A 22,322-nucleotide genomic window follows, 5' to 3' on the forward strand; every position below is an offset into this window, starting at 1 on the left:
CGAACCGCCGAATCGGCGCGAAGCCCGTTGACGGGGTCGGCAATCGAAGCATCGACAACGATCAAGGGAATCAACCTTATGCAGAAGAAACTCGTGCAGAGTTCGCTGGCAATCAGCGCCGCCGCAGCGCTGGGCCTGAGCGGCGCGCTTGTCGCCTCGCCGGCGATGGCTGACAACGCTCCGCAGAAGCTGGACCTCCAGAGTGAAGCTCACGTCCAGAAGGCCCTGTCCGGAATCGAAGGCGTCAATGCCTACGGCACCGACGGCGGCGAGCTCAGCATCGGCGTTGCCAAGAAGACCGACGAGATCAAGAAGCTCGAAAAGAAGTACCAGAACATCAAGGTCACCGAGGGCGTCAAGGAACTGAAGCCCTACGCTAAGAACGACCTCGTCGGCGGTGCCGGCTACCTGGTCAAGGCCGGCGAGAGCGGCGGAGCCTGCTCGACCGGCTTCTCCGGCTGGGATGGAGACGGCAAGCCCGTCGTCCTCACCGCCGGACACTGCTCGAAGATCATCAACGAGCAGACCAACGAGTTCGACGGCGACACCACTGTCGACCAGACCGAGAAGCCCTCGATCTCCGAGGCCAACGGCGGAGAAGGCTTCCAGGCTTCCGGCAATGGCGTCATCGGCAAGTGGGGCTTCGCGAACTTCGGCGGCGACCTGCTCGAAGGCGCCGACCAGAACAAGTGGCCCGAGCCCAGCGAGTCCGACATCGACTTCGCTGTCATCAACGTCGACGAGTCGAAGTACAACGTCAAGAACGGAATCACCGACTGGTCGACTGCCGATTCGGACGATCTGGCCAAGTCGACCACCGAGATCACCGAGGTCGGTGCGCACAAGGACGGTGCCATCAGCAAGTCCGGTCGCACCACCGGTAAGACCGACGGCGAAGTTCTGCCCCGTTCGGAGTACGACTTCGACTACCAGAACGTCGGCGGTCGCTGGGTTCACGGATTCGGCGTGACCGCTCCGATCGACAAGCCCTTCTCGCAGCCGGGCGACTCCGGCGGCGGCGTCTACCAGGGCAACACCGCTGTGGGTGTCATCTCCGGCGGCGGCGACCTCGATGCGAACACCTCGTTCACCTGGGTTGCCGACCTGGATCACTCGCTCGAGGAATCCGGCACGGACTTCAACCTCGAGAAGCCGGGCGAGGAGACCCCTGAGGCTCCTGCCGCTCCGAAGGCTGAAGACCAGACCATCGAGCCCGAGGGCAAGATCAAGGGCAAGGCTGAGGCCGGCGCCGAGGTTGAGGTCAAGTGGGAAGCCGCTGAAGGCGCCCAGGCTGACGAAAACGGTGCTGAGACCGTTAAGGCCGACAAAGATGGAAACTTCTCCGTCGAAGGCCCCAAGGCAGAAGGCGACTACAACTTCACTGCGACGGCGATCGTCGATGGCCAGAAGTCTAAGACGACCGAATTCGACGTGACCGTTGAGAAAGATGAGTCCGAGACTCCTGCTCCCGTCGAGCGTGAGATCAGCATCGATCCCAAGCAGATCGCCGCTTCCGACTTCGTGAAGGAAGACAATGGCGTGACGATCACGGTCAAGGGCTTCGACGAGGGCGAGAAGGTCAACCTCGAAGTTGCCAGCGGACCTGAAGGCGTCGAAGGCATCGAACTGGAAGAGACCGCCAACGAGAACGGTGCGGCAGCGTTCTCGATCTACGGAACCAGTGCCGAGAACCCTGAGGCCTACCTCGGCAAGTACGACGTCGAGGTCACCGGCGCCAACGACACCGAGGATGAGGCGGCACTGACCGGTTCGTTCGAGGTTGTCGCTGACGAAGACGGATCCGGTGGCGGATCCGGCGGCGACGATGACGGAAACAACGACGACGGCAACGCCGACGGCGGATCCGGCAACGGAAACGACGATGACGGTAACGGTGACGGAGGCTCTGATCTGCCTCGCACCGGCGCCGAGCTGACCGGCCTGGCTGCCGGAGCCGGACTGCTCCTCGTGGGCGGAACCGCAGTCGTTCTGACGATGCGTCGCAAGAACAACAACTGAGTGAAGGGCTGCTGACCGTCTGACGGTCTGCCGAACTCTCACTGACGATGCCCCCGGTCTTCTGACCGGGGGCATCGTCTATTCACGACGACAGTCTGATGGAAGATGACGGCAAGTCACTTTGTACATCTGCTGAAGTTTCGGTCATTAAGTTCACAGTTTCGAACCGACTTTTTTGGTAGTTCCTGAGTGCGGCCCGTAACCTTATCGTGACTTAGGTCATCAACTTGTGACATTGATCCCTCAGAACAGAGAGACAACAACTTATGCAGAAGAAACTCGTGCAGAGTTCGCTGGCGCTGGCGGCAGCGACAGCACTCGGCCTCGGCGGAGCGTTGGTCTCCGGCCCGGCAATGGCGGACACGGCAGACCTCACCCAGGTGACTGCTCAGAAGGCTGCTAAGTCCATTTCCGTAGTCAATGCCTTTGGTTTCGACAACGGCACGCTTCACCTCGGCGTCGAAGACGAAGCGGATGTAGATGCCGCGGAAATCGAGAAGCTCCAGAAGAAGTACGGCGCCGACAATGTTGTCGTCTCGGCTGGATTCCCTGAGGTCAAGGCCCACGCTAAGAATGATCTGGTCGGCGGCGCAGGCTACCTGTTGAAGTCCCCCAGCACCGGCGGAACCGGTGCCTGCTCGACCGGCTTCTCCGGTTGGGACGATAGCGGCAAGCCCGTCGTACTGACTGCAGGCCACTGTGCTGAAGATACCTCCGAAGCCGGAGAGGATCTCGGTTCGAACTCGGTCGTCGACACCGAGCGTCCCAGCACTGCGCCCGCAGCTGAAGGTGAGGGCGGAGAACCCGCGGGAATCGGGTCCATCGGCTCGTGGGGCTACAACAAGTACGGCAGCCCAGTGGACCCCGGTGAGACCGAGGGCGCTGAAGGCGATATCGACTTCGCCGTCATCAACGTCGACGAATCGAAGTACAACGTCAAGACCGGAGTGACCGACTGGTCTTCCGCCGCTGACGACGACCTTGCTGCAAAGCTCGCCACCGACATCACTAAGGTCGGAGCCCACACAGAAGGATCCGTGCAGAAGGCCGGTCGCACGACCGGACTGACTGAGGGTCAGGTCATCCCGCGTGAACAAGCACCCTTCGATTACATGTCCGTCAGCGGCCGTTGGGTGCATGGCTTCGCAGTTGAGTCGTCTATGAGCGACCCGTTCTCCGCGCCGGGTGACTCCGGAGGTGGAGTCTTCCAGGGAGACACCGCAGTTGGTGTGATCTCCGGCGGTGGACCTGCTGAGTGGGACGACGGCACCCCGTTCCAGCTGGGTTGGGTTGCTGACCTCGATCACTCCCTCGAACAGTCCGGTGTGAAGTTCAACCTCGAAAAGCCGGGCGAAGAACCTCCGGGCGATGACGAAGCAGAAGCTGATGCCTCGGCTGCTGCCGACGGTGAGGACGCGGATGCTTCGTCCGCCGCAGAAGGCGACGACGCAAACGCTTCGTCCGCCGCAGAAGGCGACGACGCTGAAGCCTCGGCCGATGCCGACGGAGCGGAAGCAGACGCTTCCACTGCCGCAGACGGCAAGGATGACGAAGCCGATTCCGACGCTGACGGTGATGAAAAGCCTGAAGCTCCCCAGGTAGACGACCAGACCGTCTCTGAAGGCGGAAACATCACCGGCAAAGCTGCTCCGAACGCTGAAGTGAACCTGACCTGGAAGGCCGCTGGCGATGCCCAGGCGGGTTCCGCTCAGGCTGCACCTGCTGAGGGCAGCGTCACGCTCAAGACCGATGCTGACGGAAACTTCTCCACCGAGGCTCCTGGTGAGGCTGGCGAATACGCCTACTCCGCCACGGTTACCGCTAACGGCCAGACCTCGGAGGCCACCAACTTCACGGTGACTGTCCAGGCTGCCGAGGCCGAGCGCAACCTGACCGTCGAGCCGAAGGAGATCTCCGCTTCGGACTTCGTGAAGGAAGACAAGGGCGTTCAGATCACCGCTGAAGGCTTCGAAGAGGGCGAGAACGTCACCCTCGAAGTCGTTGCCGGTCCTGACAACGTCGAGGGCATCACCCTCGAAGAGACCGCTAACGCTGACGGAGTCGTCGGATTCTCGATCTACGGCACCAGCGCCTCGAACCCCGAGGCCTACCTCGGCAAGTACGACCTCGAGGTCACCGGCGCCAATGACACCGCAGACGAAGATGCCCTCACCGGCTCCTTCCAGGTTGTTGCCGATGAAGATGGCAACGGCGGCGGCGACGATGGTGACGACAACGGCAACGATGATGGAAACGGTGACGGCGGCGGATCTGATCTGCCTCGCACCGGTGCCGAGCTGACCGGCCTGGCTGCCGGAGCCGGACTGCTCCTCGTCGGTGGAGCCGCTGTTGTTCTGACCATGCGTCGCAAGAAGAACAACTGAAACATACTCAGACAGTCTCTCGCTGACTGAATAAGTGAAGGTGCCCTTGACCGTGAGGTCTGGGGCACCTTCCTTATCCTCGGACGATGGAGCGACAAAGGAGTACAGACATGAGCCTTGAAGACGATCCATTCGACTACCAAGTCACCAAATCCGGGGTCCTCCTCATTCGCCGAGGCGGCCGAACCGTCATGCAGCTCGGCGGGAGAAGGGCCGGCGCACTCATCCCCAAACTCGGCCGAGATGACGACACCGATCAGCAGCTGTTGGCCCGGGCGACAGGAAACTACCGACACGGCAACAAACGGCCGCCTGGACGACACTGAATCTGGCTGGACGTTCGATCAGCTGTTGGTACTGTATGTGATATGAGTCAAACGACCGTCAGTGAGTTTTCACAGGCCACCGCAGTCACCCGTCAAGGCGACCACAGCTTCACCGCCGAGCTCGACGCCGGCTGGAAAGTCGCCGGAGCCGTGAATGGAGGCTACCTCCTCGGAGTCGCCGGACAAGCCCTGCGGGCCGTCAACCCGAGCACCCCGGACCCCCTCGTCATCTCCACCTTCTATCTCGGACCGAGCAGAGAAGGTCCGGTCGACATCACCACGCGCACACTGCGCGAAGGCCGATCGACGGCGAGCTACGGCATCGAGCTCTCCCAGAACGGGGCACCCACGATCTCGGCGATGGCCACGATGGGCAACCTCGGCGAGCTTCCCGACGATGTCGGCACGACAGCCACGCCGCCCCAGCTGCCCCCACCGGAAGAATGCGTCGGTGTCGCCGAAGCCAGCGAGGACTTCAAGAAGGCGGCACCGCTCATCGAACGGTTCGATATGCGCCTCGACCCGGCCACCGCACGATTCGCGGTCGGCAAACCCAGTGGTCGTGGAGTGTTGCAAGGCTGGATTCGGTTCATCGACGGTACCGACCCGGATCCGCTGTCATTGCTGACTTTCCTCGACTCGTTCCCGCCGGTGATGTTCGACCTCGGTCGCTTCAACTGGGCACCGACGATGGAACTGACCGCACACGTCCGCGCCCTGCCCGCTCCCGGCTGGATCAGCGCACGACTGTCCACTCGGAACATTGCCGGCGGCATGTTCGAAGAGGACTGCGAACTGTGGGACTCGGCCGGCCGCCTCGTCGCTCAGTCGCGGCAGTTGGCGCGCCAACCCCGCGGTTGACGTGACGATGACGGCGGATAACCGACGATGACGCCTTCGATGTGCCATGTCGGTGGGGTGCTCTAGAGTCGGGTCAACACCTATCCGACTGGGAAAGGAGCGCGCTCATGGCGTCGCTGGCATCTTTGAGCATCACCTTCGACTGCCTCGATGTGGAAGCACAATCGATCTTCTGGGCAGACCTCCTCGGTGCCGACATCGATCCCGGCGCCAACGAGTTCGTTGCGAGCATCGGGGGAGTTCACAACAGCGAGTCACCGACCCCGGGAATGCTTTTCCTCAAGGTCGACGAACGGGCAGAGGGGAAGAACCCGCTGCACATCGACCTCGACGATCCGGACTATCCGGCGGACGTCGACCGCGCGGTCTCCTTGGGCGCACAGAAGCTCGCGTCTTTCGACGAGTATGGGATCGAATGGACGACTCTGAAGGATCCCGAAGGAAATCTCTTCGACATCGGTCGGCGAAAACTAGACTGAACCTCATACACCTGGTTCGAACATCAGGCCGTCTGCATGATCAGAGAGGCTCAGCATGACCCTGCCATTGACCGATCCGAGCAATTCCCCGAACGAACGACGAGGGCTCGAAGAGTACACGCGGCACACCGGGCATGCGGACATCTTGCGCGAGGACATCGATGGTGAGATCGGCGACTGAGTCGTGGGCACTGTGCAGAGGGCGGATCAAATAGGCTGGGAGGTATGACGAACATCCCATCGACCGGAACCGACACTGCGCCGAAACGATCCAAAGCACTCCTGCCGCTCGACCTGATCCGCGGATTCCTCATCGGCAGCGCCGAACTCGTCCCCGGGGTCTCCGGCGGAACCATTGCCTTGGTCACCGGAGTCTACGACCAGCTGATCGATTCCGCAGCGCACGTCGTTGCCGCGGCGAAGACCTTGGTGACCGGCCCCAAGCGTGTCAGCGGAGCACTGGCAGAACTGCGGCGCACCGACTGGTTCCTCGTCATCCCGGTTCTGTTGGGGATGGCCATGGCCGTATTCACCATCGCCGGTGTCCTGGAATCCTTCGTCACCGGCAATCCCGAACTCTCCCGCGGACTGTTCTTCGGCCTCGTCGCCGCCAGCATTGCGGTGCCGTTGCGCATGTTGCCGGCCCGCTCCTCGCGGCAACCGGCTCTCCTCGGCGTTCTGGCCTTCATTGTCGCTGCCGCTCTCGCATTCTTGATGACGAGTCTGGCCGGCGGGGCAGATGTGGAGAACCCACCGCTCATCGCCGTCTTCTTCGTCGCCTCGATCGCCGTCTGCGCACTTGTGGTTCCAGGAGTGTCCGGATCATTCTTCCTGTTGGCAGTCGGCATGTACTCGACCACACTGAGCGCCGTCGATTCACGTGATTTCGGGTATCTCGGAATCTTCCTGCTCGGCGCAGTCCTCGGCCTAGCGGTCTTCGTCAACATTCTCAAATACTTCCTGCACAATCACCGGTGGTGGACACTGATCGTCATGGCAGGGCTGATGTTCGGTTCCCTCCGCGCGCTCTGGCCGTGGCAGTCTTCTGCCGAGGTGGGCGCCGACGGCGAAGAGCACGGAGCGGGCGGCCTGCTGGCCCCTGTCGATCCGGTACTCGGTCCGATCCTGCTTGCGGTCCTCGGCGCGGCGGTTGTCGTCATCCTCATCGTCGTCGAGGCGAAATCTGCGTCTGCGAAGGGTGAGGCAGGTGGAGCCGATTCCACCACAGCGTGAACGCAAGAGAGTTTGTGCAAATTTCTCTCAAGATCCATTCAGAAAACGATCAGCGCCCACTAGGGTAAGAGAGTTGGTTCACTTTCATCCTCTTTGACCAGTTCTCTGGAGACTCATGCGTCTGCGCACCCTGTCCTCGTCCACACTCGCCCTCGCTCTCATCGTCACCGGCCCCGCGGCCGCCTCCGCGACTGGCCTCGGCAGTGCCGACGCCCCCGCCGACTCTCAGGCGGCGACAACCGGAGAACTGACTCTGTTGGCGACGACTGACGTTCACGGCAACGTACTCAACTGGGACTACTTCGCGAACAAGCCCTACCCGGCAGGGGAGGAGCTGGGCATGTCCCGAGCCTCGACTCTCATCAACGGAGTGCGTGAGGACAGGAGTGCGTGAGGACAAAGGTGCCGATTCCGTGCTCCTCGTCGACAACGGTGACACGATCCAAGGCAATCCATTGGCCTACTACTTCGCCAAACAGGAGCCGATCACGACGAGCGGCCAAACCCACCCACTGGCCAAGACCTACAACCACCTGGGATACGACGCACAGGTCGTCGGCAACCACGAATTCAACTACGGCCTCGATCTGCTGGCCACCTACCGTGACCAGGTCGACTTTCCACTGCTCGGGGCCAACGTCATCGACGACGCCGACGGACAGTCCCATTTGGACCCTTATGCGATGGTGGAGAAGCAGGTCGATGGTGAGACGATCACCGTCGGTGTTCTCGGAGTGACCACTCCCGGCAGCCGCATCTGGGACAAGAACAACCTGTCCGGGAAGGTGCACTTCGACGATCCGGTCGAAACAGCTCAGAAGTATGTGCCCGAGATGAAACAGAAGGGCGCAGACGTCATCGTCGTACTGTCCCACTCTGGCAAAGATCCGAAGGGACAGAGCTGGGATCCGGACCAGCTGCAGGAGAACGTCAGCACCTCGGTAGCGAAAGTGCCCGGAGTTGATGTCCTCGTCGCCGGCCATACTCATCAGAACGAACCCAGTCAGGTCGTGACCCGTGACGACGGCACCGAGGTGCTCATCACCCAACCGAACTATTGGGCACGGTCGGTATCCGAGGTGGGACTGCCGATCAATCTTGACACCCACCACGTGGACTGGGGCGAGGCCGCGCCGCACGCTGACGCTCTTGCCACCCAGGGGGAGGTCGCTGAGGACCAGGAGATCAAAGACCTTGTCGATGAGCAGCACCAGACCACGATCGACTACGTGAACACGAAGATCGGATCGGTCACCGAAACACTGTCGGCGAAGACCTCCTACTATGAAGACACGGCCATCCTCGACTTCATCTCCCACGTCCAAATCGAGACGATTGAAGAAGGACTGAAGGGAACGGACTATGCCGATCTTCCCGTGATCTCGCAGGCATCACCCTTCAGCCGCACCGCAGAGTTCCCCGCCGGCGACATCACGATCCGAGATGTGGCCGGACTCTACGTCTACGACAACACTCTTGCCGGAGTCGAGATCAACGGCGCTCAGCTGCGCGACTACCTCGAATTCTCGGCACGCTATTTCAAACAGACCGAGGAAGGCGCTGAATTCGACCCGGTCGACGGCACGAACGCGATCGACGAAGTTTCGGAATCTCCGATCCCGGACTACAACTACGACGCTCTGGCCGGAATCGACTACGACATCAATGTCTCCAAACCGACCGGGAAGAGGATCGAAAACCTCACGCAGGCTGACGGCAGCGAAATCGGAGACGATGACCGGTTCATCCTCGCCATCAACAACTATCGTCAGTCCGGTGGCGGCGGCTACCCGGTCGACGGACTCAAAGAGGTCTACAACGAACAGGTCGAGGTTCGTCAGGCACTTATCGACTGGGCGGAAGAGAAGCAGATCGTCGACCCCGCCGATTTCTTCGACGAGAACTGGCAGGTCGTCACCAGCAGCCGTGCACCGGGCGGAGACGATGACGATTCCGGCGACAGCGAGGATTCTGACAGCTCCGGCGAAGCCACTGCCGAGGCAGGCTCGAATGCGTCCACTGGAGCCGAGTCCGATGCCGGTGGGTCCTCCGACGGCGCGGGTTCCGGGAGCTCCGGAAGCGCTGACGGGGAGGACAATGCCGGAGAATCAACATCCGCGAACGACGGCTCGACGAACAGTGCATCGGACGGCCATGCTGAAGGCGGCGGCGCTGACGGTCGTGAAGCTGACGGTTCGGCAACCGGCGCAGGCGGCGGGGCCGACCTGCCGCGGACCGGCCTCGAACTTGCCACAAGCATCGGTATCGCTGCTGCGGTCATCGCACTCGGTTCGGCACTCGTGGTCGTCTCACGCCGCCGTCGTCGTTGAGCAGCAGTCGGCCATCTGTGGGATTCATATATCCGAGGGCCGCCGAAAGTCCGGTCCATGTTCGTCGCGTTCCCCTCAGCACCGTCTCACGTAGAGTGAGGGTGACAGCAGTCAGCTCTGAAGAAGGAGAGAGTCAAGCATGGCCAACACAGCATTCCAGGGATCTCCGGTGAAGACCGTCGGCGAACTGCCAGCCAAGGGAGAGCAGTCCCCAGCTTTCAGCCTCGTCGGCAGCGACCTCGGTGATGTGAACTCACAGGACTACTCGGGCAAGCGCGTCGTGCTCAACATCTTCCCCAGCCTCGATACGGGCGTGTGCGCCGCCTCGGTGCGCAAGTTCAACGAACTCGCCGCCGGCCTGGAGAACACCACCGTTCTCTGCGTGTCCAACGACCTTCCGTTCGCTCAGGCCCGCTTCTGCGGCGCCGAGGGCATTGAGAACGTTGTGACGGCATCGGGATTCCGTAGCTCGTTCGGCAAAGACTTCGGCATGACTATGGTCGACGGCCCGCTCGCTGGTCTGCTCGCCCGGTCCGTTGTCGTCCTCGACGAGAAGGGCACCGTGACCTACACGCAGCTCGTTGACGAGATCACCACCGAACCCGACTACGATTCGGCAATCGCAGCTCTGGGAGCCGGATCTTCTCCCGCGAGTCGAAGGTTCGACTCGTGAAGTACGAACCGGGTGGGACGCACACGCGTCCCACCCGGTTGTTCTGTATCAGCAGCGTGCCGGTCGAAGTGGTTCGGAGCACCGGCTGCTGACGAGGAGCAATTGCCGAAATGCTCACATACCGACGACGGTGATCGGCAGGGCGTAGTCGACGCCGGCGAGTTCTCCACCGCTCGTGGTAATGCCGGGGATCATATCCTTCGGTGCCGGATGATCGCTGAGGGCGTCCAAATAGACCTTGTGTGCCTCAAGCGATCGCACACCACGGTCGACGTGCGCAGCAGTGAGCACCACGGCGTGAGTGGGCTGGGCACCATTGATGAGCAGCCGATCTGCCTTCCACGCTTCAAGTCCCTCATCCTTGAGATCGGTGAAGACCCAGGGATTGTCCGCATCGCGAATAGCGTCGACGGTGGCAACTCCGGCGTGACGATGGTCGACATGATTGAGTCCCCACTGCACTTGGAGGTCGAAGGTCGTCACGACAACCGCATTCGGGCGGAACTCGCGGATCTTCCGCGCGATTGCCCGACGCAACTCGTGCGTGGGTTCCAGCAGACCATCCGGGAAGTCGAGGATCTCCAGATCGTCGACGCCGACGATATTGCACGCCCGACGCTGTTCCTCTGCGCGCAGCGGTGCCACTTCCTCCGGGCTCATGTTCCGGATTCCTGCTTCCCCTCGGGTGAGCAGAAGATAGGCGACTTCTTTGCCCTCATCGGTCCACTTCGACACGGCTGCCGAACCCCCGTATTCCATATCGTCAGGGTGGGCGACCACGCAGAGCACACGGTTGATATCGGAGTCATCGAAAAGCGGGATCTCAGTCATGAGTCCAGGCTAGGCGGCAGTTGACGCTTGCGCCAGAGACCGGGGACGACCAGATGATTGGGTACGATGTAGAGGACCCCACCGATCGAGTGAAGGCAGACGATGATGAACAGACCACTCGTAGCGGTGACGCTGGCCCTGGGCCTGACTCTCAGCGGATGTTCGGCGTTCAAGGTCAGCAGCTCCGAAGGTGCGGGATCCAAACCGGCGAATGTGGGAATCGGCGACGGACAGTCGCCTTCGCCGACCGCAACCGGCCCGACGATTCCCGACGGGATGAGCGAGACCACTGTCGACCTGGGTGGGCAATGCCCCGTCGAAGTCAGTTTGGCCTTGGGCGCCGACTGGTCAGATAGGTCCGGTTACGACGGCTATCGGCTCTACGAAGCTGATTCTGGTGCGATCATCACTGTCAACTGCATTGATGACGACGAGTCGTCACCTCAAGAATTGGTGGACAAGGCGCGGGAGAGGATGTTCAGCACGTCGGGATCGTCCATGACCAGTGAGTCCACCGGATCACTCAGCGGTGGAGAGTACTGGGTCTTCCACGGCACCTTGGCACCCGATGACATGCGAGCTGTCGACAAAGAGGACACCGTGATGTTCGGTGCAGTTGCCGGAATATCTGTCGACGGTCGACTCTTCAAGGTCAGCGTCGACATGCTTGCGCAAGCCGATGACACAGAGGCTCAAAACCAGTTCCGACAGATGCTGCCGACGGTTCGCTTTGGCGATCAGGTGCTCAAAGCCCCAGACCTGCGCTGAGGCTGCCGACTGCCAGACATGCGTTTGAGCAGTTCTCGAGCCGCTATCCTCCCGGCCCTGGTCGCGCCCACCGTGGAACTGGCTGATCCGTAGCCGACGAGGAACAGCCTCGGATCGTCTTTGACCGCGACCTCGGTTTCCATGGAGATTCCGCCATCAGGTGTGCGCAGGCGCAGCGGTGCAAGGTGTTTGAGTGCCGCTCGGAACCCGGTGTTCCAGAAGATCACGTCGACCTCTTCGACACGGGGTTCGTCGAACGGCGCCCATGTTTCGGGCACTGCCAGGTGGTCGCTGGCCGAAGGGCCCAAGCCTTCCGACGTGGTCGGAGGCTCGGTGTCGCCGAGTCCGGGGAAGCGGACGCCGTGGGGAAGGATGCGGTCGAACATGCCGCGAGACACCAGAACTCCCGAGTCGATTCCTTCCCGGAACTCTCTGCGGATCGGCAGGCCAGTCGTGCGAACGACGCTGGCTGGGGCCAGACCGGACAGAGTTCGTTCGCGAACGGCTCGTTCGACCTCAAGTCCCCATTGGCCGTCGAATTCCCTGGACGTGAAGTTCGGGGGACGGCGTGTGGCCCAAAGAGTGTCGGTCACTTCGGCGAGTTCGAGGAGAAACTGCGTGGCGGAGATTCCGCCGCCGACCACGAGCGTGCGCAGTCCCCGGAAGTCTTCGACGTCACGGAAGTTCACGGTATGTAGCTGGTGGCCCTCGAACTCCGCGATGCCGGGGACGAAGGGGACGTAAGGCTGGGTCCACGTGCCGGTTGCGTTGATGAGGTAGTCGCTGGAGAGCGTCACGTGTTCACGTCGACGGTGGCTGTGATGGTGAATCGTCCCTGTCCGGGTTCTTCGGACCGGACGGTGTCCACTTCAGCGGCCGGATGACGCAGAGTTCGAGCTCGCGTTCGAAGCGGGAGTAGTAGTCGGAGACGATCTCCGAGGCGGGGACGTTCGGATCGGGACGTCCGAGAGGGAATCCAGGCAGGTCGGAGATGTGGTTGGTGGTGCCCAGGGTCAATGAGGCCCACCGTTCTCGCCAGGCACCACCGGGGCCGTCTCCGGCATCGAGAATGATGAAATCTTTGCCTGGTGCGAGGCCGTCGCGCCACAGGTAATGGGCTGCGGACAGCCCGGCCTGGCCCGCCCCGATGATGACGACAGTCCAATGAGAATCGATCAGGAGCTCGTTGATTCGGCACACCATGTGACCATTGTTTCAGGTTTCTCTCGTCACGGTCCCATCGATCGGATTGGAGCGATGTGCTGATCCGTTTCGGCAGTGAGCTAAGGCGTCATCGGGCAGATCGGGCGCAGTCGGGTCCACGAGGATTGGAATAGCAGTCTTCGTCGACGAGGTAGCGGTGATAGCGGTAGACCTCAATGGCGATATCGTTGCTGGCGACGTGAGCGAAACCATCGATAGGGAGCCAGGGGCCGCCGTCGACTGAGAACTCACCGCTGAATGTCGCGGTCATCGAGGCCGACACTTTGCCTGACTTTTGGTATTCGTGTCCGATCTGCGGGGTGCCGCCGGGCAGTGGTTTCGCGCCTTTTGCGGTGGTTGTCGTGCCCGAACCATCGCCGAAGTCCCAGTTGAATCGCTCGGGGGTGATTTTGACTTGGACCGCGTAGGTCAACAGGGTCATGTCGATATAGCTGACATCGATGTCCGTCCAGAAAGCGGCCGGTTTGCCGACGACGGCCCAATCCTTTGGCCAGGCGTAGATTGTGGGCGCCGGAATGTCGAAGTTCTGGAACTGCGATTCCGGGATACGCGTCGGGGGATCGGGGCGAGCCGGAGCGCCGCCTCCACCGCCCCCTCCGCCACCTGGGCCGGGCTCGCTCACACACAGATAGCCGACGTCTTCAGTGGGGCAGTCAGGCTGTCCGCCGCCTCCTCCGCCGGCGCCACCTCCGCCCCCGGATCCACCGCCGCCGTTGCCGCCACCACCAGAGCCGCCACCTCCGGAGCCTCCGCCGTCAGTTCCCCCTCCGCCCGGAGGCGGTTTGGGAGCAGGCGGAGGTTTTACTACTCCACAGTCGCGAGCGTCCATAGAACCACAGCTTGGGCCGGAAGAATACGCTGGCCCCAAGCCGCCCAGAATCAGGGCTAACGTGACAATAGCCAATAAAATGACAACAGATCTCAATCGGACCCGCACGTCTTACTCCGTAAGAATTGATTAGCCACTTTCCACTCGTTGTCGGCATGGGTGATGTCGTGCTGCATAGTTAGTCCTTTGGGCGCCGTAGAGGGAAGTGGCTCGCCTTCCGGCACTACACTCCACTCTGAATCTTTGGTGCAAAACAGCACAGAGACCGTGCCTTGTTTTGGATTCGACTGATCCAAATCGAGGCTTTCAACTACTAAGTCGTAAGCCTTGTACTCTCCCGCCATGTACTCATTCGACGCCCGCATGGTCTTTGCTTCCGAGTTCAATGACTTTAGCGATTCACCTCTCGCATAGGCATCAGCCTTCTCTGTGTCTTTCCCGCCTGAAGAAAATACCCGGTTGATTGTGTCGATGTATCCGACGAACGCAACCAGCGCGCCCTCGACGGCCTGTTGCTCCTCATGGTCGAGGTCAAGGTCGGTTTCGTAGTCGGGGATGGCCACCTCGGCGGGGTTATCGGTCGACCCTTCGTCGGGCTGCTGGGCGGGCAGGGTCGACGTCGGTGCGGCTACCGGCGAGTTGTCGGCACAGCCGACGACCGAGACCAAACTCAGAGCGGATAAAACGGCAACGAACATTTGGGCAGGTCGACGATACGGTCGGGACGATCCAGTTCTCATTCCACGCCTCTGTGGTCTGCAACTGCGGCGCGACCCCGTCGGCCGACACCCGGATTCCCTACATTATTCGACAGGCACGCTTTTTAGAACAGGCGAAGTCCAATCTGTGGATAACTCACGTCCGAGTGCGTGGAAGCATGAAACTCTCGGCGACTATCGCTATTTGTTCGCGGCCTTTGCCGCCTTGGCCGCAGCCTTCTGCTGCTTTTTGAAGGCACGCACCTCTTGTAGGGTGACGTCATCGACGACGTCGGCGATCGAACGGCGGGCGTCCGCGTCACCGTAGTCACCGGCAGCTTCCTGCCAGCCCTCAGCTTTGAGCTCGAATTGTTTGCCGAGCAGCGCCAGGAAGATCTTGGCCTTCTGATCACCGAATCCGGGCAGTTTCTTCAGTCGTTTGAGGACCTCGGCACCGCTGGGGTCACCTTCAGTCCAGATCGCCTCGGGGTTTCCGTCGTACTCATCGACAATGGCCGCGGCCAGCTTCTGCACCCGGCCAGCCATCGACTTCGGGAACCGGTGGACAGCAGGAGTCTGGGCGAAGATGTCGAGGAAATCGTCCGGGTTCATCTCGGCAATCTCGTCGATATCGAGCTTGCCGAGCCGTTCGGCCAGCTTGGCCGGCCCAGCGAAGGCGCTCTCCATGGTCACCTGCTGGTCGAGCAGCATCCCGACGAGCAGAGCGAAGCGGTCTTCGGCCAAGAGTTCATCGGCCTTCGGATCTCCAGACAGGAACAGTGAAGTCATGACTCCATCTTCGCACGCCGCCTGCGGCTGTCCCCTGCCGATATCATCGACTGATGATCTGCCCTTGCTCCGGAATGCCTCCCGGCACCGCCTACGACGACTGCTGCCGCCCAGCCCTCGACGGTGAAACCTGGCCCACCACCGCCGAGGCGCTCATGCGCTCCCGCTACACCGCCTTCGTCCGCGGCAACGAAGACCACCTCTTCCGCACCTGGCATGCCAAGACCCGACCCGACGATGTCGGCGTCGATGACGCCACCACGTGGCTCGGCCTCGAAATCGTGTCCACCACGGGCGGGGGAATCGACGATGCCACCGGCACCGTGCACTTCCGTGCGCGATTCCGAGATCACCTCGGCGATCATGTCCTAGAAGAGAACTCCTCCTTCGTCCGCCGAGCCGGGCGGTGGATGTACCTCGAAGCGCTCGAGAGCTGACAACCGGCAACGGCTTCGAACGCCGTCCACTGTGTCTAAACTGGTGTTCGGCGCATCCAACGCCCAGCCGAGGTCGTGTTCCCAGCACACCGACCGCATGGCGAAGGGGAGAGAATCCTCGGACGAAACCGGCACGGTGATTTCCTGACCAGGTTTCGTGCTGGGGGAGACTTGGTCGTTTGAGGAAGTGACACCATGACCAAGGACAAGGATTTCAAGAAGCTCGTTCGCACGCGGATGACCGAAACCGGTGAGAACTACACCACGGCCCGCACCGCGCTGGTCGCCGCGAACCAGGGTTCAAGATCCAACAGTGATTCCCGCAGCGAATCTGTCATCGCCCCGGAGATCGCGCGGTTCCGGGCGAAGACGCTGAAATCGTTTATGCCAGATGGCCGGATCGTCTCCGTCCCGACGAAACGCCGCGCCCTCGTGCTCGTCCTCATCGAGGTCCTCGCTGCCCTTGACCCAGACCTGGTCTACGACGAGAAACGGCTCAACGGCCTCCTCGGGGAATTCCATCCGGACTTCGCCCTGCTGCGTCGCGAACTCATCGACTACCGCCTGCTCGAACGCAATGCCCACACGGGGGAGTACTGGGTCAACCCGAACCCGCCCACTCATACCGGATCGCAGGCGCAGGAGATGGCCGGGCTCGAAGTATTTCTGCGCTGAACCGGCGACAGCGTATCCTTGAAGCTCGAACCACAAACGGGCAGACACAAGGAGCATCCATGGCCTATCACGCCGATTCGACCGATCTCGACGAAAAAGAGATTCTCAGCTGGGACATGTTCGGCCGATCGGCGCGTGAGATGGCGCAGACCATCGCGGATTCCGACTACGATCCCGAGATCGTCATCGCCGTGGCCCGCGGTGGACTGCTGCCCGCCGGAGCACTCGCCTACGCGCTCGGACTCAAGCTCTCCGACGCCATCAACGTCGAGTTCTACACCGACGTCCACGAAACCCTGCCCGACCCCATTCTGCTCGCCCCGATGCTCGACATCGAGGCGATCAAGGGCAAAAAGCTGCTCGTCGTCGATGACGTCGCCGACTCCGGCCGCACCCTGGCCCTCGTCCTCGAACTGCTGCGCAAACACGGCGCGGAAGCCCAGTCGGCCGTCATCTACGCGAAGTCCGCATCGATCATCGATCCGGACTTCGTGTGGAAGCGCACCGATCAGTGGATCGTCTTCCCTTGGTCCGCCGAACCCCCGGTCGAACCCAGCAAGTAAGCTGACCAAACGGAGGAGACCCGGGACATCGCCGCCCCGTGCGGACGCGTGCGCGCTTACGTCAGCGACGACGTGATCCGCGCACGAGGCATTCGCTATGCCCGTGCAGGGCGTTTCCTCCCTCCCGTCGATGAACCTCCGGTGGACTTCATCGACGGCGGTCAACCGGGCCCGGCAAGCCCGCAGCTGCGCCGCGACCCGAACGCCGGAATGACCTTCGACCAGCTCGGCGGGCTGCCCATCAGCGAAGACTGTCTGCGCGTGAGCGTGACCATGCCGAAGGACACCACCACCGAGGCGGGGCTTCCCGTCCTCGTCTGGATCCACGGCGGAGCCTACGTCGCCGGGGCCGGGGACGCGGAGATCTACGATCCGCATGCCCTGGCCGCCGAGCAGAACATCATCGTCGTCTCCGTGACCTACCGCCTCGGCGTCCTCGGATACCTCGGAACCGGGCGCGACGAACACCTTAACCTCGGTGTGCTCGATCAGATCTCCGCCTTGCGCTGGGTGCAGACGAACATCTCCGCCTTCGGCGGCAACCCGGACAATGTCACGATCGCCGGACAAAGCGCCGGGGCAGACGCCTGCGCCCACCTCATGATCGCCGAAGGCACCGCAGGACTCTTCCATCGTGTGCTCATGGCCTCAGCACCCTTGGGACTGGCCGGCGGCACCGACGCAATGAACTGGGCGATGGGGAAAGTCGCTGCGAAGATCGACCCTGAAGCCGGCGTCGACGACATCCTCCGAGCGCAGGAGGAAGTACACAAGGCCGCCCTCGTCGGAGGACTGCATGCCGGAATGTGCTTCGGAGTCCGCTACGGCCAGTACCCGCTGCCATCACGAGCGAAGGCAGCCGAAGCCTGGGCCGCGGTCGCCCCGAAATTCGACGTGCTCATGACCCGCACGGAACGCGAGATGGCGTTCTTCGCCGGTTTCGTTCCCGCACTGCGTCGCCTCCACGACCGCACGCTGACCTCTCCGATGCTCGAATCCCTCATCTCCGGCATCACCTCGGCGGTCTACACCCGGGCCGGTCGCGAATTCTACGACCGCCACCGGATGTCCGGCGGTCAAGGCGCACGCCTGCTCATCGTCTCCCGCGGCGACGGCAGCTTCTTCGACGCCGCGCACTCGGGAGACCTGCCGCTGATCTTCCCCGGCGAGATCTGGCACGATTCCTTCCTCGACTACGGTGCGACCACCGATATCGCCGGTCCCGAGCTGCGCCGGGTCTGGGGAGAGTTCGCCTCTTCGGGCACACTGCCGCGGGTGCGAGTGCCCGGACTCATCGACATCATGGGCTGAACGGCTCGACTGCGCGATCCCCGTCTGCGAACCCAGTGCTGTCGTCTTTTCACAACCGCCGTGTCACCGGTGTGCACTACCGTTGGATCATGGACGCACATCAGATCTCGGCAGCCCGTCTGATCTCGCAGGGACTCATCGGACCTCCACCCCAGTCACCGACAGGAACCGACCTCTCACCGGCCGGAGCCGTGGTCGAGCATCTCGGCTGTGTCCAAGCCCAAGCTCTCGGCGGAGCACTGGTCTCTGTCGCCCTGCGCTCAGGACCGGATGTCACTGACGGAGTGGCTGCCGTCCGTGCCGCCATCGATGCCGGAGAGATCGTGCGTTCCTGGACCCAGCGCGGCACCATCCATCTGACCACGGCCAAGGACATCGGGTGGATCCTCGGCCTCACAGGGGCACGAACCATGAAATCCACTGCCAAGCGGCGCGAGTTCTTCGGCATCACCGACGCCATGGTCGACACTGCAGCGGAACTCGCCACAGCAGCCATCCGGGACCGGGGACCGCTGACACGGGAAGAGCTGCTCGAAGCGTTCGCTCCCATCGGCGCCGGAGACGAATACGGCCACACCCGTTACCTCATCACGTCCCTGGCGCTGCAGAACATCATCGTCCAAGCCCCCTTGATCGAGGGCAAAGATGACATGAAATACGTGCTCACCGACGATTGGGTGCCCACCCCCACGGACCTGGACACCGAGGCGGCCGACCGCGAATGGATGAGACGCTTCGTCACCAGCCACGGACCGGTCACGATCGATGACGCGACGCGGTGGACGGGACTGCCGAAGACGAGAATGAGAAAGGCCATCCAGGCCGGAATCGATGCCGGAGAGATCGTGAGCACCGAGATCGACGGCACCGAATACGTCCATGCCCCGGATTTGGAGGACCGACTGGCCGAATGGGAGACGGCGGCGCAGGAGACCATGCTGCTGCCGGGATTCGACGAGATCATCCTCGGGTACAAGGACCGCAGCGCCACACTCGACCCCGCGAATGAGAAACTCGTTGTACCCGGAGGCAACGGAATGTTCAAGAACACAGTGGTGACCGGCACCCGCGCACGCGCCACCTGGAAACGATCACCCCGCAAAACCGGTCCGCGAGTCCTCGTCGACACCTTCCCCGGGGAGAAAGTTGACCTGGCCGCCATCGAATCGGCGAGTGCAACCCACCCGGCCTTCGTCTGAGCAGGCAGAGACCACCGACGATGGACGATCGCCACATGCCACGCACACAGTGGTCCGGCCAAGTGGATGAAGGCGACCGCCCGGCATCGCCCGTAGGCCGAATTGCCGTTGGGATCATCCTCAATCCCACACATCCAGCGACCCAGCGGGCGTATGCCGAGCTCGTGCCGCAGCTGCGCACAGCCGGCGCCCACTACCGAAGCATGACCACGAGCGTCGAACGTTCCGGTCGGTGGCAAGCCGAACAGCTCATCGACTGGGGCGCCGACACCGTCATCGTCCTCGGCGGGGACGGCACCATTCGAGCGACAGCCCCGGTGCTCGCCGAGGCGGACATCCTGACCTTCCTCGTCCCGACCGGGACCGCGAACGTGCTCAGCCGCCATATCGGTCTCCGAACGACCCGACACGCCATCGACCATTGCAAGCGCACGATCGCCTCGGCCATCCGTGACGGCGATCCGCCGAACCTCCGGAACGTTCCGATCAATACTGCGGAGTACCAGACGGCCGACGGCGCTCGACATCGCACCGAGTTCATCAGTCTCGCAGGCATCGGGGGAGGCGCCCGGGCCGTCGCCCACCACCCTGCCTCGCTCGGGCTGCTCGGCTACGCCTGGGGAGCCGCGCAGGCCCTCTTCGCCGCGGACTTCACCGCGAGTACGGACTTCACCGCGAGTACGGACTTCGCCGCGAGTACGGACTTCGCCGCGAGAACAGGGGAGACCTTGAGCACCGAGGGAACCGCTTCGGCGCCGGTGTGGTCGGTGATGGCGTCGAAGGTCGCTCGTCCTGCAGGGCCCATCGCTGTGTTCCCCGAGGCGCACATCGATGCCCAGACCTTCTCCATGCTCACCGTCGGTCCATTCCCGCACTCGCCCATGGCGCGGTGCCGAGCCTGGGCAGGAATCGCTGCGGCATGCCTGCAGAGCAGACCGGATGTCCACCCGCTCATGAACTATCGGCGCACGACCGAGACGACGGTCACCGTCGAGTCACCGGTACCGGCACAACTCGACGGAGACCTCATCGGCGACTGCCTGGAGCTGCGGGTGAGCGCCGGTGAGAAGACACTGCGGGTATCAGCGCCGGCGTCGTGAGGTGCCGAAGATTCCGCGTGCGATCTCGCGTGCCGCGGTCCTTGTGAACTGTTTGAACGCCGAGGACTTCACGACCTGGGAAAACAGGTTCTCGTCGTCCTTCTTCGCCGGCTTCTTCACGGAGCCGCCGGACTCCTCCGGGAAATCGATCTTGTCCGCTGAGGCGTCGCGACCCTGACTCTCGGCGGGCGCATCGGCAGGAGCTGACTTCTGTTCCTCGGCGTGAGCTTCTGACCCGCCTTCGAGGCGCTTGGCGAGGATCTCGCGGGCAGATTCGTCGTCGATCGCGGTGCCGTACTTCTCATGCTGGGGCGAAGCCGCCACAGCCGCTTTGATCTCGTCCTCGCTCATCGGCCCCATCTTCGACTCAGGAGCCCGCATCCGCGTCGGTGCCACCGGGGTCGGAGCACCATCGGGGTCCATGACGGTGACCACGGCTTCGCCGATGCCGAGTGACGTGAGCATCTCTTCGAGGTCGTAGTCGGACTTCGGGAAGGTCTGCACGGTTGCCTTGAGCGCCTTCGCGTCGTTGGGTGTATGTGCCCGCAGCTGGTGCTGAATGCGCGAACCCAACTGTGCGAGCACATCCTCGGGAACATCCTTCGGCGTCTGCGTGACGAAGAAGATGCCGACACCCTTCGAGCGGATGAGCCGAACCGTCTGCGTCACCGACTGGAGGAAGGCCTTCGACGCGCCGGCGAAGAGCAGGTGGGCTTCGTCGAAGAAGAACACAAGCGAGGGCTTGTCCGGGTCGCCGACCTCAGGCAGGTCCTGAAACAGGTCGGCCAGCAGCCACATGAGGAACGTGGAGAACAGGGCCGGCGACTGGCTGAGTTTCTGCAGTTCGAGGACAGAGACGATTCCGGCACCGTTGTCGTCGGTGCGCAGCAGATCAGCGGTGTCGAACTCCGGCTCGCCGAAGAACACGTCGCCGCCCTGGGCGGCGAGTTCGGAGATCTTGCGCAGGATGACGCCGACTGTGGCCTTCGATGCTCCGCCGATGCCTTCGAGATCGGCTTTTCCCTCGTCGGAGGTGAGGAAGGTGAGCACGGCCTTGAGATCGGAGAGGTCGAGCAATGCCAGCCCTGCTTGATCGGCATAGTGGAAGACGAGAGAGAGGACGGAATCCTGAGTGTCGTTGAGTTCGAGCACCTTTGCCAGCAGGATCGGCCCGAACGAGGTCACGGTCGCTCGCAGGGGAGTGCCGAGCCCCGAATCACCGAGAGTGTAGAACTCGGTCGGATTGGACCGCGACTGCCAGTCTTGACCGGCGGCATCGAGGCGCTTGCGCAGTTTGTCGGATTCGACTCCGGCAGCGCCGATGCCCGAGAGATCGCCCTTGATGTCGGAAGCGAACACCGGCACTCCGGCCCGTGACAGCTGCTCAGCGAGCACCTGCAGGGTCACGGTCTTACCGGTTCCCGTGGCCCCGGCGACGAGGCCGTGCCGATTGAGCATGGACAACGGGATGGAGATCGGAGTCTCCTTCGAGGGTTCTTCACCGTCCAGGGCGACCCCAAGATCGAGTGTCTCGCCGTCGAAGGTGTATCCGTCCTTGAGTGTCTGCAGCGCCTGCTCAGTCATGAGTCAATC

Annotated in this window: 24 protein-coding genes; 17 read left to right on the plus strand and 7 right to left on the minus strand. The window is 62.4% G+C overall.

The features are described 5' to 3' along the window. Positions 1 to 78 precede the first annotated feature (78 nt). The 10 genes from LJ362_RS06590 to tpx all read left to right on the plus strand — a co-directional run bounded on the left by LJ362_RS06590 (position 79) and on the right by tpx (position 10,305). Positions 79 to 2,019 carry a S1 family peptidase gene (locus tag LJ362_RS06590; protein WP_264801354.1) on the plus strand — a complete coding sequence of 647 codons (1,941 nt, stop codon included), beginning with the start codon at positions 79 to 81 and terminating at the stop codon, positions 2,017 to 2,019. A 266-nt stretch (positions 2,020 to 2,285) separates the two neighbouring features. Next, positions 2,286 to 4,403 (plus strand): S1 family peptidase, encoded by a 2,118-nt coding sequence (locus LJ362_RS06595; RefSeq protein ID WP_264801356.1) that lies wholly within the window; start codon positions 2,286 to 2,288, stop codon positions 4,401 to 4,403. A 110-nt stretch (positions 4,404 to 4,513) separates the two neighbouring features. Further along, entirely contained in the window at positions 4,514 to 4,729 is a 216-nt protein-coding gene (locus tag LJ362_RS06600) for a hypothetical protein (protein ID WP_264801358.1), read from the plus strand. Positions 4,730 to 4,771: 42 nt separating this feature from the next. Continuing rightward, the gene (locus LJ362_RS06605; protein WP_264801360.1) at positions 4,772 to 5,590 is read left to right on the plus strand and encodes a thioesterase family protein; all 819 of its coding nucleotides are present in this window, start codon (positions 4,772 to 4,774) and stop codon (positions 5,588 to 5,590) included. 107 nt (positions 5,591 to 5,697) lie between these two features. Continuing rightward, positions 5,698 to 6,069, plus strand: a complete 372-nt coding sequence (locus LJ362_RS06610; protein ID WP_264801362.1) for a VOC family protein — start codon at positions 5,698 to 5,700, stop codon at positions 6,067 to 6,069. 55 nt (positions 6,070 to 6,124) lie between these two features. After that, positions 6,125 to 6,250 (plus strand): DinB family protein, encoded by a 126-nt coding sequence (locus tag LJ362_RS06615; RefSeq protein ID WP_264801363.1) that lies wholly within the window; start codon positions 6,125 to 6,127, stop codon positions 6,248 to 6,250. A 44-nt stretch (positions 6,251 to 6,294) separates the two neighbouring features. Further along, on the plus strand, positions 6,295 to 7,302 hold the full coding sequence (locus tag LJ362_RS06620; RefSeq protein ID WP_264801365.1) for a DUF368 domain-containing protein: 1,008 nt from the start codon (positions 6,295 to 6,297) through the stop codon (positions 7,300 to 7,302). Positions 7,303 to 7,417: 115 nt separating this feature from the next. Further along, positions 7,418 to 7,696 carry a hypothetical protein gene (locus LJ362_RS06625; protein ID WP_264801366.1) on the plus strand — a complete coding sequence of 93 codons (279 nt, stop codon included), beginning with the start codon at positions 7,418 to 7,420 and terminating at the stop codon, positions 7,694 to 7,696. Further along, positions 7,689 to 9,632, plus strand: coding sequence for a bifunctional metallophosphatase/5'-nucleotidase (locus LJ362_RS06630; RefSeq protein WP_413774232.1), 1,944 nt, complete (start codon positions 7,689 to 7,691; stop codon positions 9,630 to 9,632). Before LJ362_RS06625 ends, LJ362_RS06630 begins: the two co-directional genes overlap by 8 nt. 139 nt (positions 9,633 to 9,771) lie before the next feature. Beyond that, the gene (gene tpx / locus LJ362_RS06635; RefSeq protein WP_264801368.1) at positions 9,772 to 10,305 is read left to right on the plus strand and encodes a thiol peroxidase; all 534 of its coding nucleotides are present in this window, start codon (positions 9,772 to 9,774) and stop codon (positions 10,303 to 10,305) included. Between the two features lie 114 nt (positions 10,306 to 10,419). Here the strand turns inward: tpx and LJ362_RS06640 are convergent, their stop codons facing one another. Then, positions 10,420 to 11,136 carry a PIG-L deacetylase family protein gene (locus LJ362_RS06640; RefSeq protein WP_264801369.1) on the minus strand — a complete coding sequence of 239 codons (717 nt, stop codon included), beginning with the start codon at positions 11,134 to 11,136 and terminating at the stop codon, positions 10,420 to 10,422. Between the two features lie 105 nt (positions 11,137 to 11,241). Between LJ362_RS06640 and LJ362_RS06645 the strand changes: the two genes are divergently transcribed. Then, on the plus strand, positions 11,242 to 11,904 hold the full coding sequence (locus tag LJ362_RS06645; RefSeq protein WP_264801370.1) for a hypothetical protein: 663 nt from the start codon (positions 11,242 to 11,244) through the stop codon (positions 11,902 to 11,904). Here LJ362_RS06645 and LJ362_RS06650 read toward each other — a convergent pair. The 5 genes from LJ362_RS06650 to LJ362_RS06670 form a co-directional block, all read right to left on the minus strand. Next, a complete protein-coding gene (locus tag LJ362_RS06650; protein WP_264801371.1) occupies positions 11,874 to 12,701 on the minus strand; it encodes an NAD(P)-binding domain-containing protein in 828 nt (275 codons plus the stop codon). The genes LJ362_RS06645 and LJ362_RS06650 overlap by 31 nt on opposite strands. 4 nt (positions 12,702 to 12,705) lie before the next feature. Beyond that, positions 12,706 to 13,107, minus strand: a complete 402-nt coding sequence (locus LJ362_RS06655) for an oleate hydratase (protein ID WP_264801372.1) — start codon at positions 13,105 to 13,107, stop codon at positions 12,706 to 12,708. Positions 13,108 to 13,195: 88 nt separating this feature from the next. Further along, positions 13,196 to 13,750 (minus strand): hypothetical protein, encoded by a 555-nt coding sequence (locus LJ362_RS06660; RefSeq protein ID WP_264801374.1) that lies wholly within the window; start codon positions 13,748 to 13,750, stop codon positions 13,196 to 13,198. A gap of 299 nt (positions 13,751 to 14,049) precedes the next feature. After that, entirely contained in the window at positions 14,050 to 14,655 is a 606-nt protein-coding gene (locus tag LJ362_RS06665) for a hypothetical protein (RefSeq protein WP_264801375.1), read from the minus strand. Positions 14,656 to 14,856: 201 nt separating this feature from the next. Next, the gene (locus tag LJ362_RS06670; protein ID WP_264801376.1) at positions 14,857 to 15,444 is read right to left on the minus strand and encodes an HhH-GPD-type base excision DNA repair protein; all 588 of its coding nucleotides are present in this window, start codon (positions 15,442 to 15,444) and stop codon (positions 14,857 to 14,859) included. A gap of 53 nt (positions 15,445 to 15,497) precedes the next feature. Between LJ362_RS06670 and LJ362_RS06675 the strand changes: the two genes are divergently transcribed. The 6 genes from LJ362_RS06675 (at position 15,498) to LJ362_RS06700 (ending at position 20,729) form a co-directional block, all read left to right on the plus strand. Further along, positions 15,498 to 15,881 (plus strand): YchJ family protein, encoded by a 384-nt coding sequence (locus LJ362_RS06675; RefSeq protein ID WP_264801378.1) that lies wholly within the window; start codon positions 15,498 to 15,500, stop codon positions 15,879 to 15,881. Between the two features lie 195 nt (positions 15,882 to 16,076). Then, positions 16,077 to 16,556: a DUF2087 domain-containing protein gene (locus LJ362_RS06680; RefSeq protein WP_264801379.1), complete on the plus strand. Its 480-nt coding sequence runs from the start codon at positions 16,077 to 16,079 to the stop codon at positions 16,554 to 16,556. Between the two features lie 59 nt (positions 16,557 to 16,615). After that, on the plus strand, positions 16,616 to 17,119 hold the full coding sequence (locus tag LJ362_RS06685; RefSeq protein WP_025778180.1) for a phosphoribosyltransferase: 504 nt from the start codon (positions 16,616 to 16,618) through the stop codon (positions 17,117 to 17,119). Positions 17,120 to 17,167: 48 nt separating this feature from the next. Next, entirely contained in the window at positions 17,168 to 18,430 is a 1,263-nt protein-coding gene (locus tag LJ362_RS06690; protein ID WP_264801381.1) for a carboxylesterase family protein, read from the plus strand. A gap of 89 nt (positions 18,431 to 18,519) precedes the next feature. Then, on the plus strand, positions 18,520 to 19,629 hold the full coding sequence (locus tag LJ362_RS06695; RefSeq protein ID WP_264801382.1) for a winged helix DNA-binding domain-containing protein: 1,110 nt from the start codon (positions 18,520 to 18,522) through the stop codon (positions 19,627 to 19,629). Positions 19,630 to 19,664: 35 nt separating this feature from the next. After that, positions 19,665 to 20,729 (plus strand): diacylglycerol/lipid kinase family protein, encoded by a 1,065-nt coding sequence (locus LJ362_RS06700; RefSeq protein ID WP_264801383.1) that lies wholly within the window; start codon positions 19,665 to 19,667, stop codon positions 20,727 to 20,729. Here LJ362_RS06700 and LJ362_RS06705 read toward each other — a convergent pair. After that, complete coding sequence (locus LJ362_RS06705) at positions 20,712 to 22,313, minus strand: DUF853 domain-containing protein (protein ID WP_264801384.1); 1,602 nt, start codon at positions 22,311 to 22,313, stop codon at positions 20,712 to 20,714. The genes LJ362_RS06700 and LJ362_RS06705 overlap by 18 nt on opposite strands. Between the last annotated feature and the right edge of the window lie 9 nt (positions 22,314 to 22,322).

The sequence above is a fragment of the Brevibacterium sp. JSBI002 genome, from assembly GCF_026013965.1.
GTDB lineage: Bacteria > Actinomycetota > Actinomycetes > Actinomycetales > Brevibacteriaceae > Brevibacterium.

Coding starts and splice junctions, on each gene's coding strand:
- LJ362_RS06590 (WP_264801354.1), top strand. CDS start 79: ATGCAGAAGAAACTCGTGCAGAGTTCGCTGGCAATCAGCGCCGCCGCA.
- LJ362_RS06595 (WP_264801356.1), top strand. CDS start 2,286: ATGCAGAAGAAACTCGTGCAGAGTTCGCTGGCGCTGGCGGCAGCGACA.
- LJ362_RS06600 (WP_264801358.1), top strand. CDS start 4,514: ATGAGCCTTGAAGACGATCCATTCGACTACCAAGTCACCAAATCCGGG.
- LJ362_RS06605 (WP_264801360.1), top strand. CDS start 4,772: ATGAGTCAAACGACCGTCAGTGAGTTTTCACAGGCCACCGCAGTCACC.
- LJ362_RS06610 (WP_264801362.1), top strand. CDS start 5,698: ATGGCGTCGCTGGCATCTTTGAGCATCACCTTCGACTGCCTCGATGTG.
- LJ362_RS06615 (WP_264801363.1), top strand. CDS start 6,125: ATGACCCTGCCATTGACCGATCCGAGCAATTCCCCGAACGAACGACGA.
- LJ362_RS06620 (WP_264801365.1), top strand. CDS start 6,295: ATGACGAACATCCCATCGACCGGAACCGACACTGCGCCGAAACGATCC.
- LJ362_RS06625 (WP_264801366.1), top strand. CDS start 7,418: ATGCGTCTGCGCACCCTGTCCTCGTCCACACTCGCCCTCGCTCTCATC.
- tpx (WP_264801368.1), top strand. CDS start 9,772: ATGGCCAACACAGCATTCCAGGGATCTCCGGTGAAGACCGTCGGCGAA.
- LJ362_RS06640 (WP_264801369.1), bottom strand. CDS start 11,136: ATGACTGAGATCCCGCTTTTCGATGACTCCGATATCAACCGTGTGCTC.
- LJ362_RS06645 (WP_264801370.1), top strand. CDS start 11,242: ATGAACAGACCACTCGTAGCGGTGACGCTGGCCCTGGGCCTGACTCTC.
- LJ362_RS06655 (WP_264801372.1), bottom strand. CDS start 13,107: ATGGTGTGCCGAATCAACGAGCTCCTGATCGATTCTCATTGGACTGTC.
- LJ362_RS06665 (WP_264801375.1), bottom strand. CDS start 14,655: ATGTTCGTTGCCGTTTTATCCGCTCTGAGTTTGGTCTCGGTCGTCGGC.
- LJ362_RS06670 (WP_264801376.1), bottom strand. CDS start 15,444: ATGACTTCACTGTTCCTGTCTGGAGATCCGAAGGCCGATGAACTCTTG.
- LJ362_RS06675 (WP_264801378.1), top strand. CDS start 15,498: ATGATCTGCCCTTGCTCCGGAATGCCTCCCGGCACCGCCTACGACGAC.
- LJ362_RS06680 (WP_264801379.1), top strand. CDS start 16,077: ATGACCAAGGACAAGGATTTCAAGAAGCTCGTTCGCACGCGGATGACC.
- LJ362_RS06685 (WP_025778180.1), top strand. CDS start 16,616: ATGGCCTATCACGCCGATTCGACCGATCTCGACGAAAAAGAGATTCTC.
- LJ362_RS06695 (WP_264801382.1), top strand. CDS start 18,520: ATGGACGCACATCAGATCTCGGCAGCCCGTCTGATCTCGCAGGGACTC.
- LJ362_RS06700 (WP_264801383.1), top strand. CDS start 19,665: ATGCCACGCACACAGTGGTCCGGCCAAGTGGATGAAGGCGACCGCCCG.
- LJ362_RS06705 (WP_264801384.1), bottom strand. CDS start 22,313: ATGACTGAGCAGGCGCTGCAGACACTCAAGGACGGATACACCTTCGAC.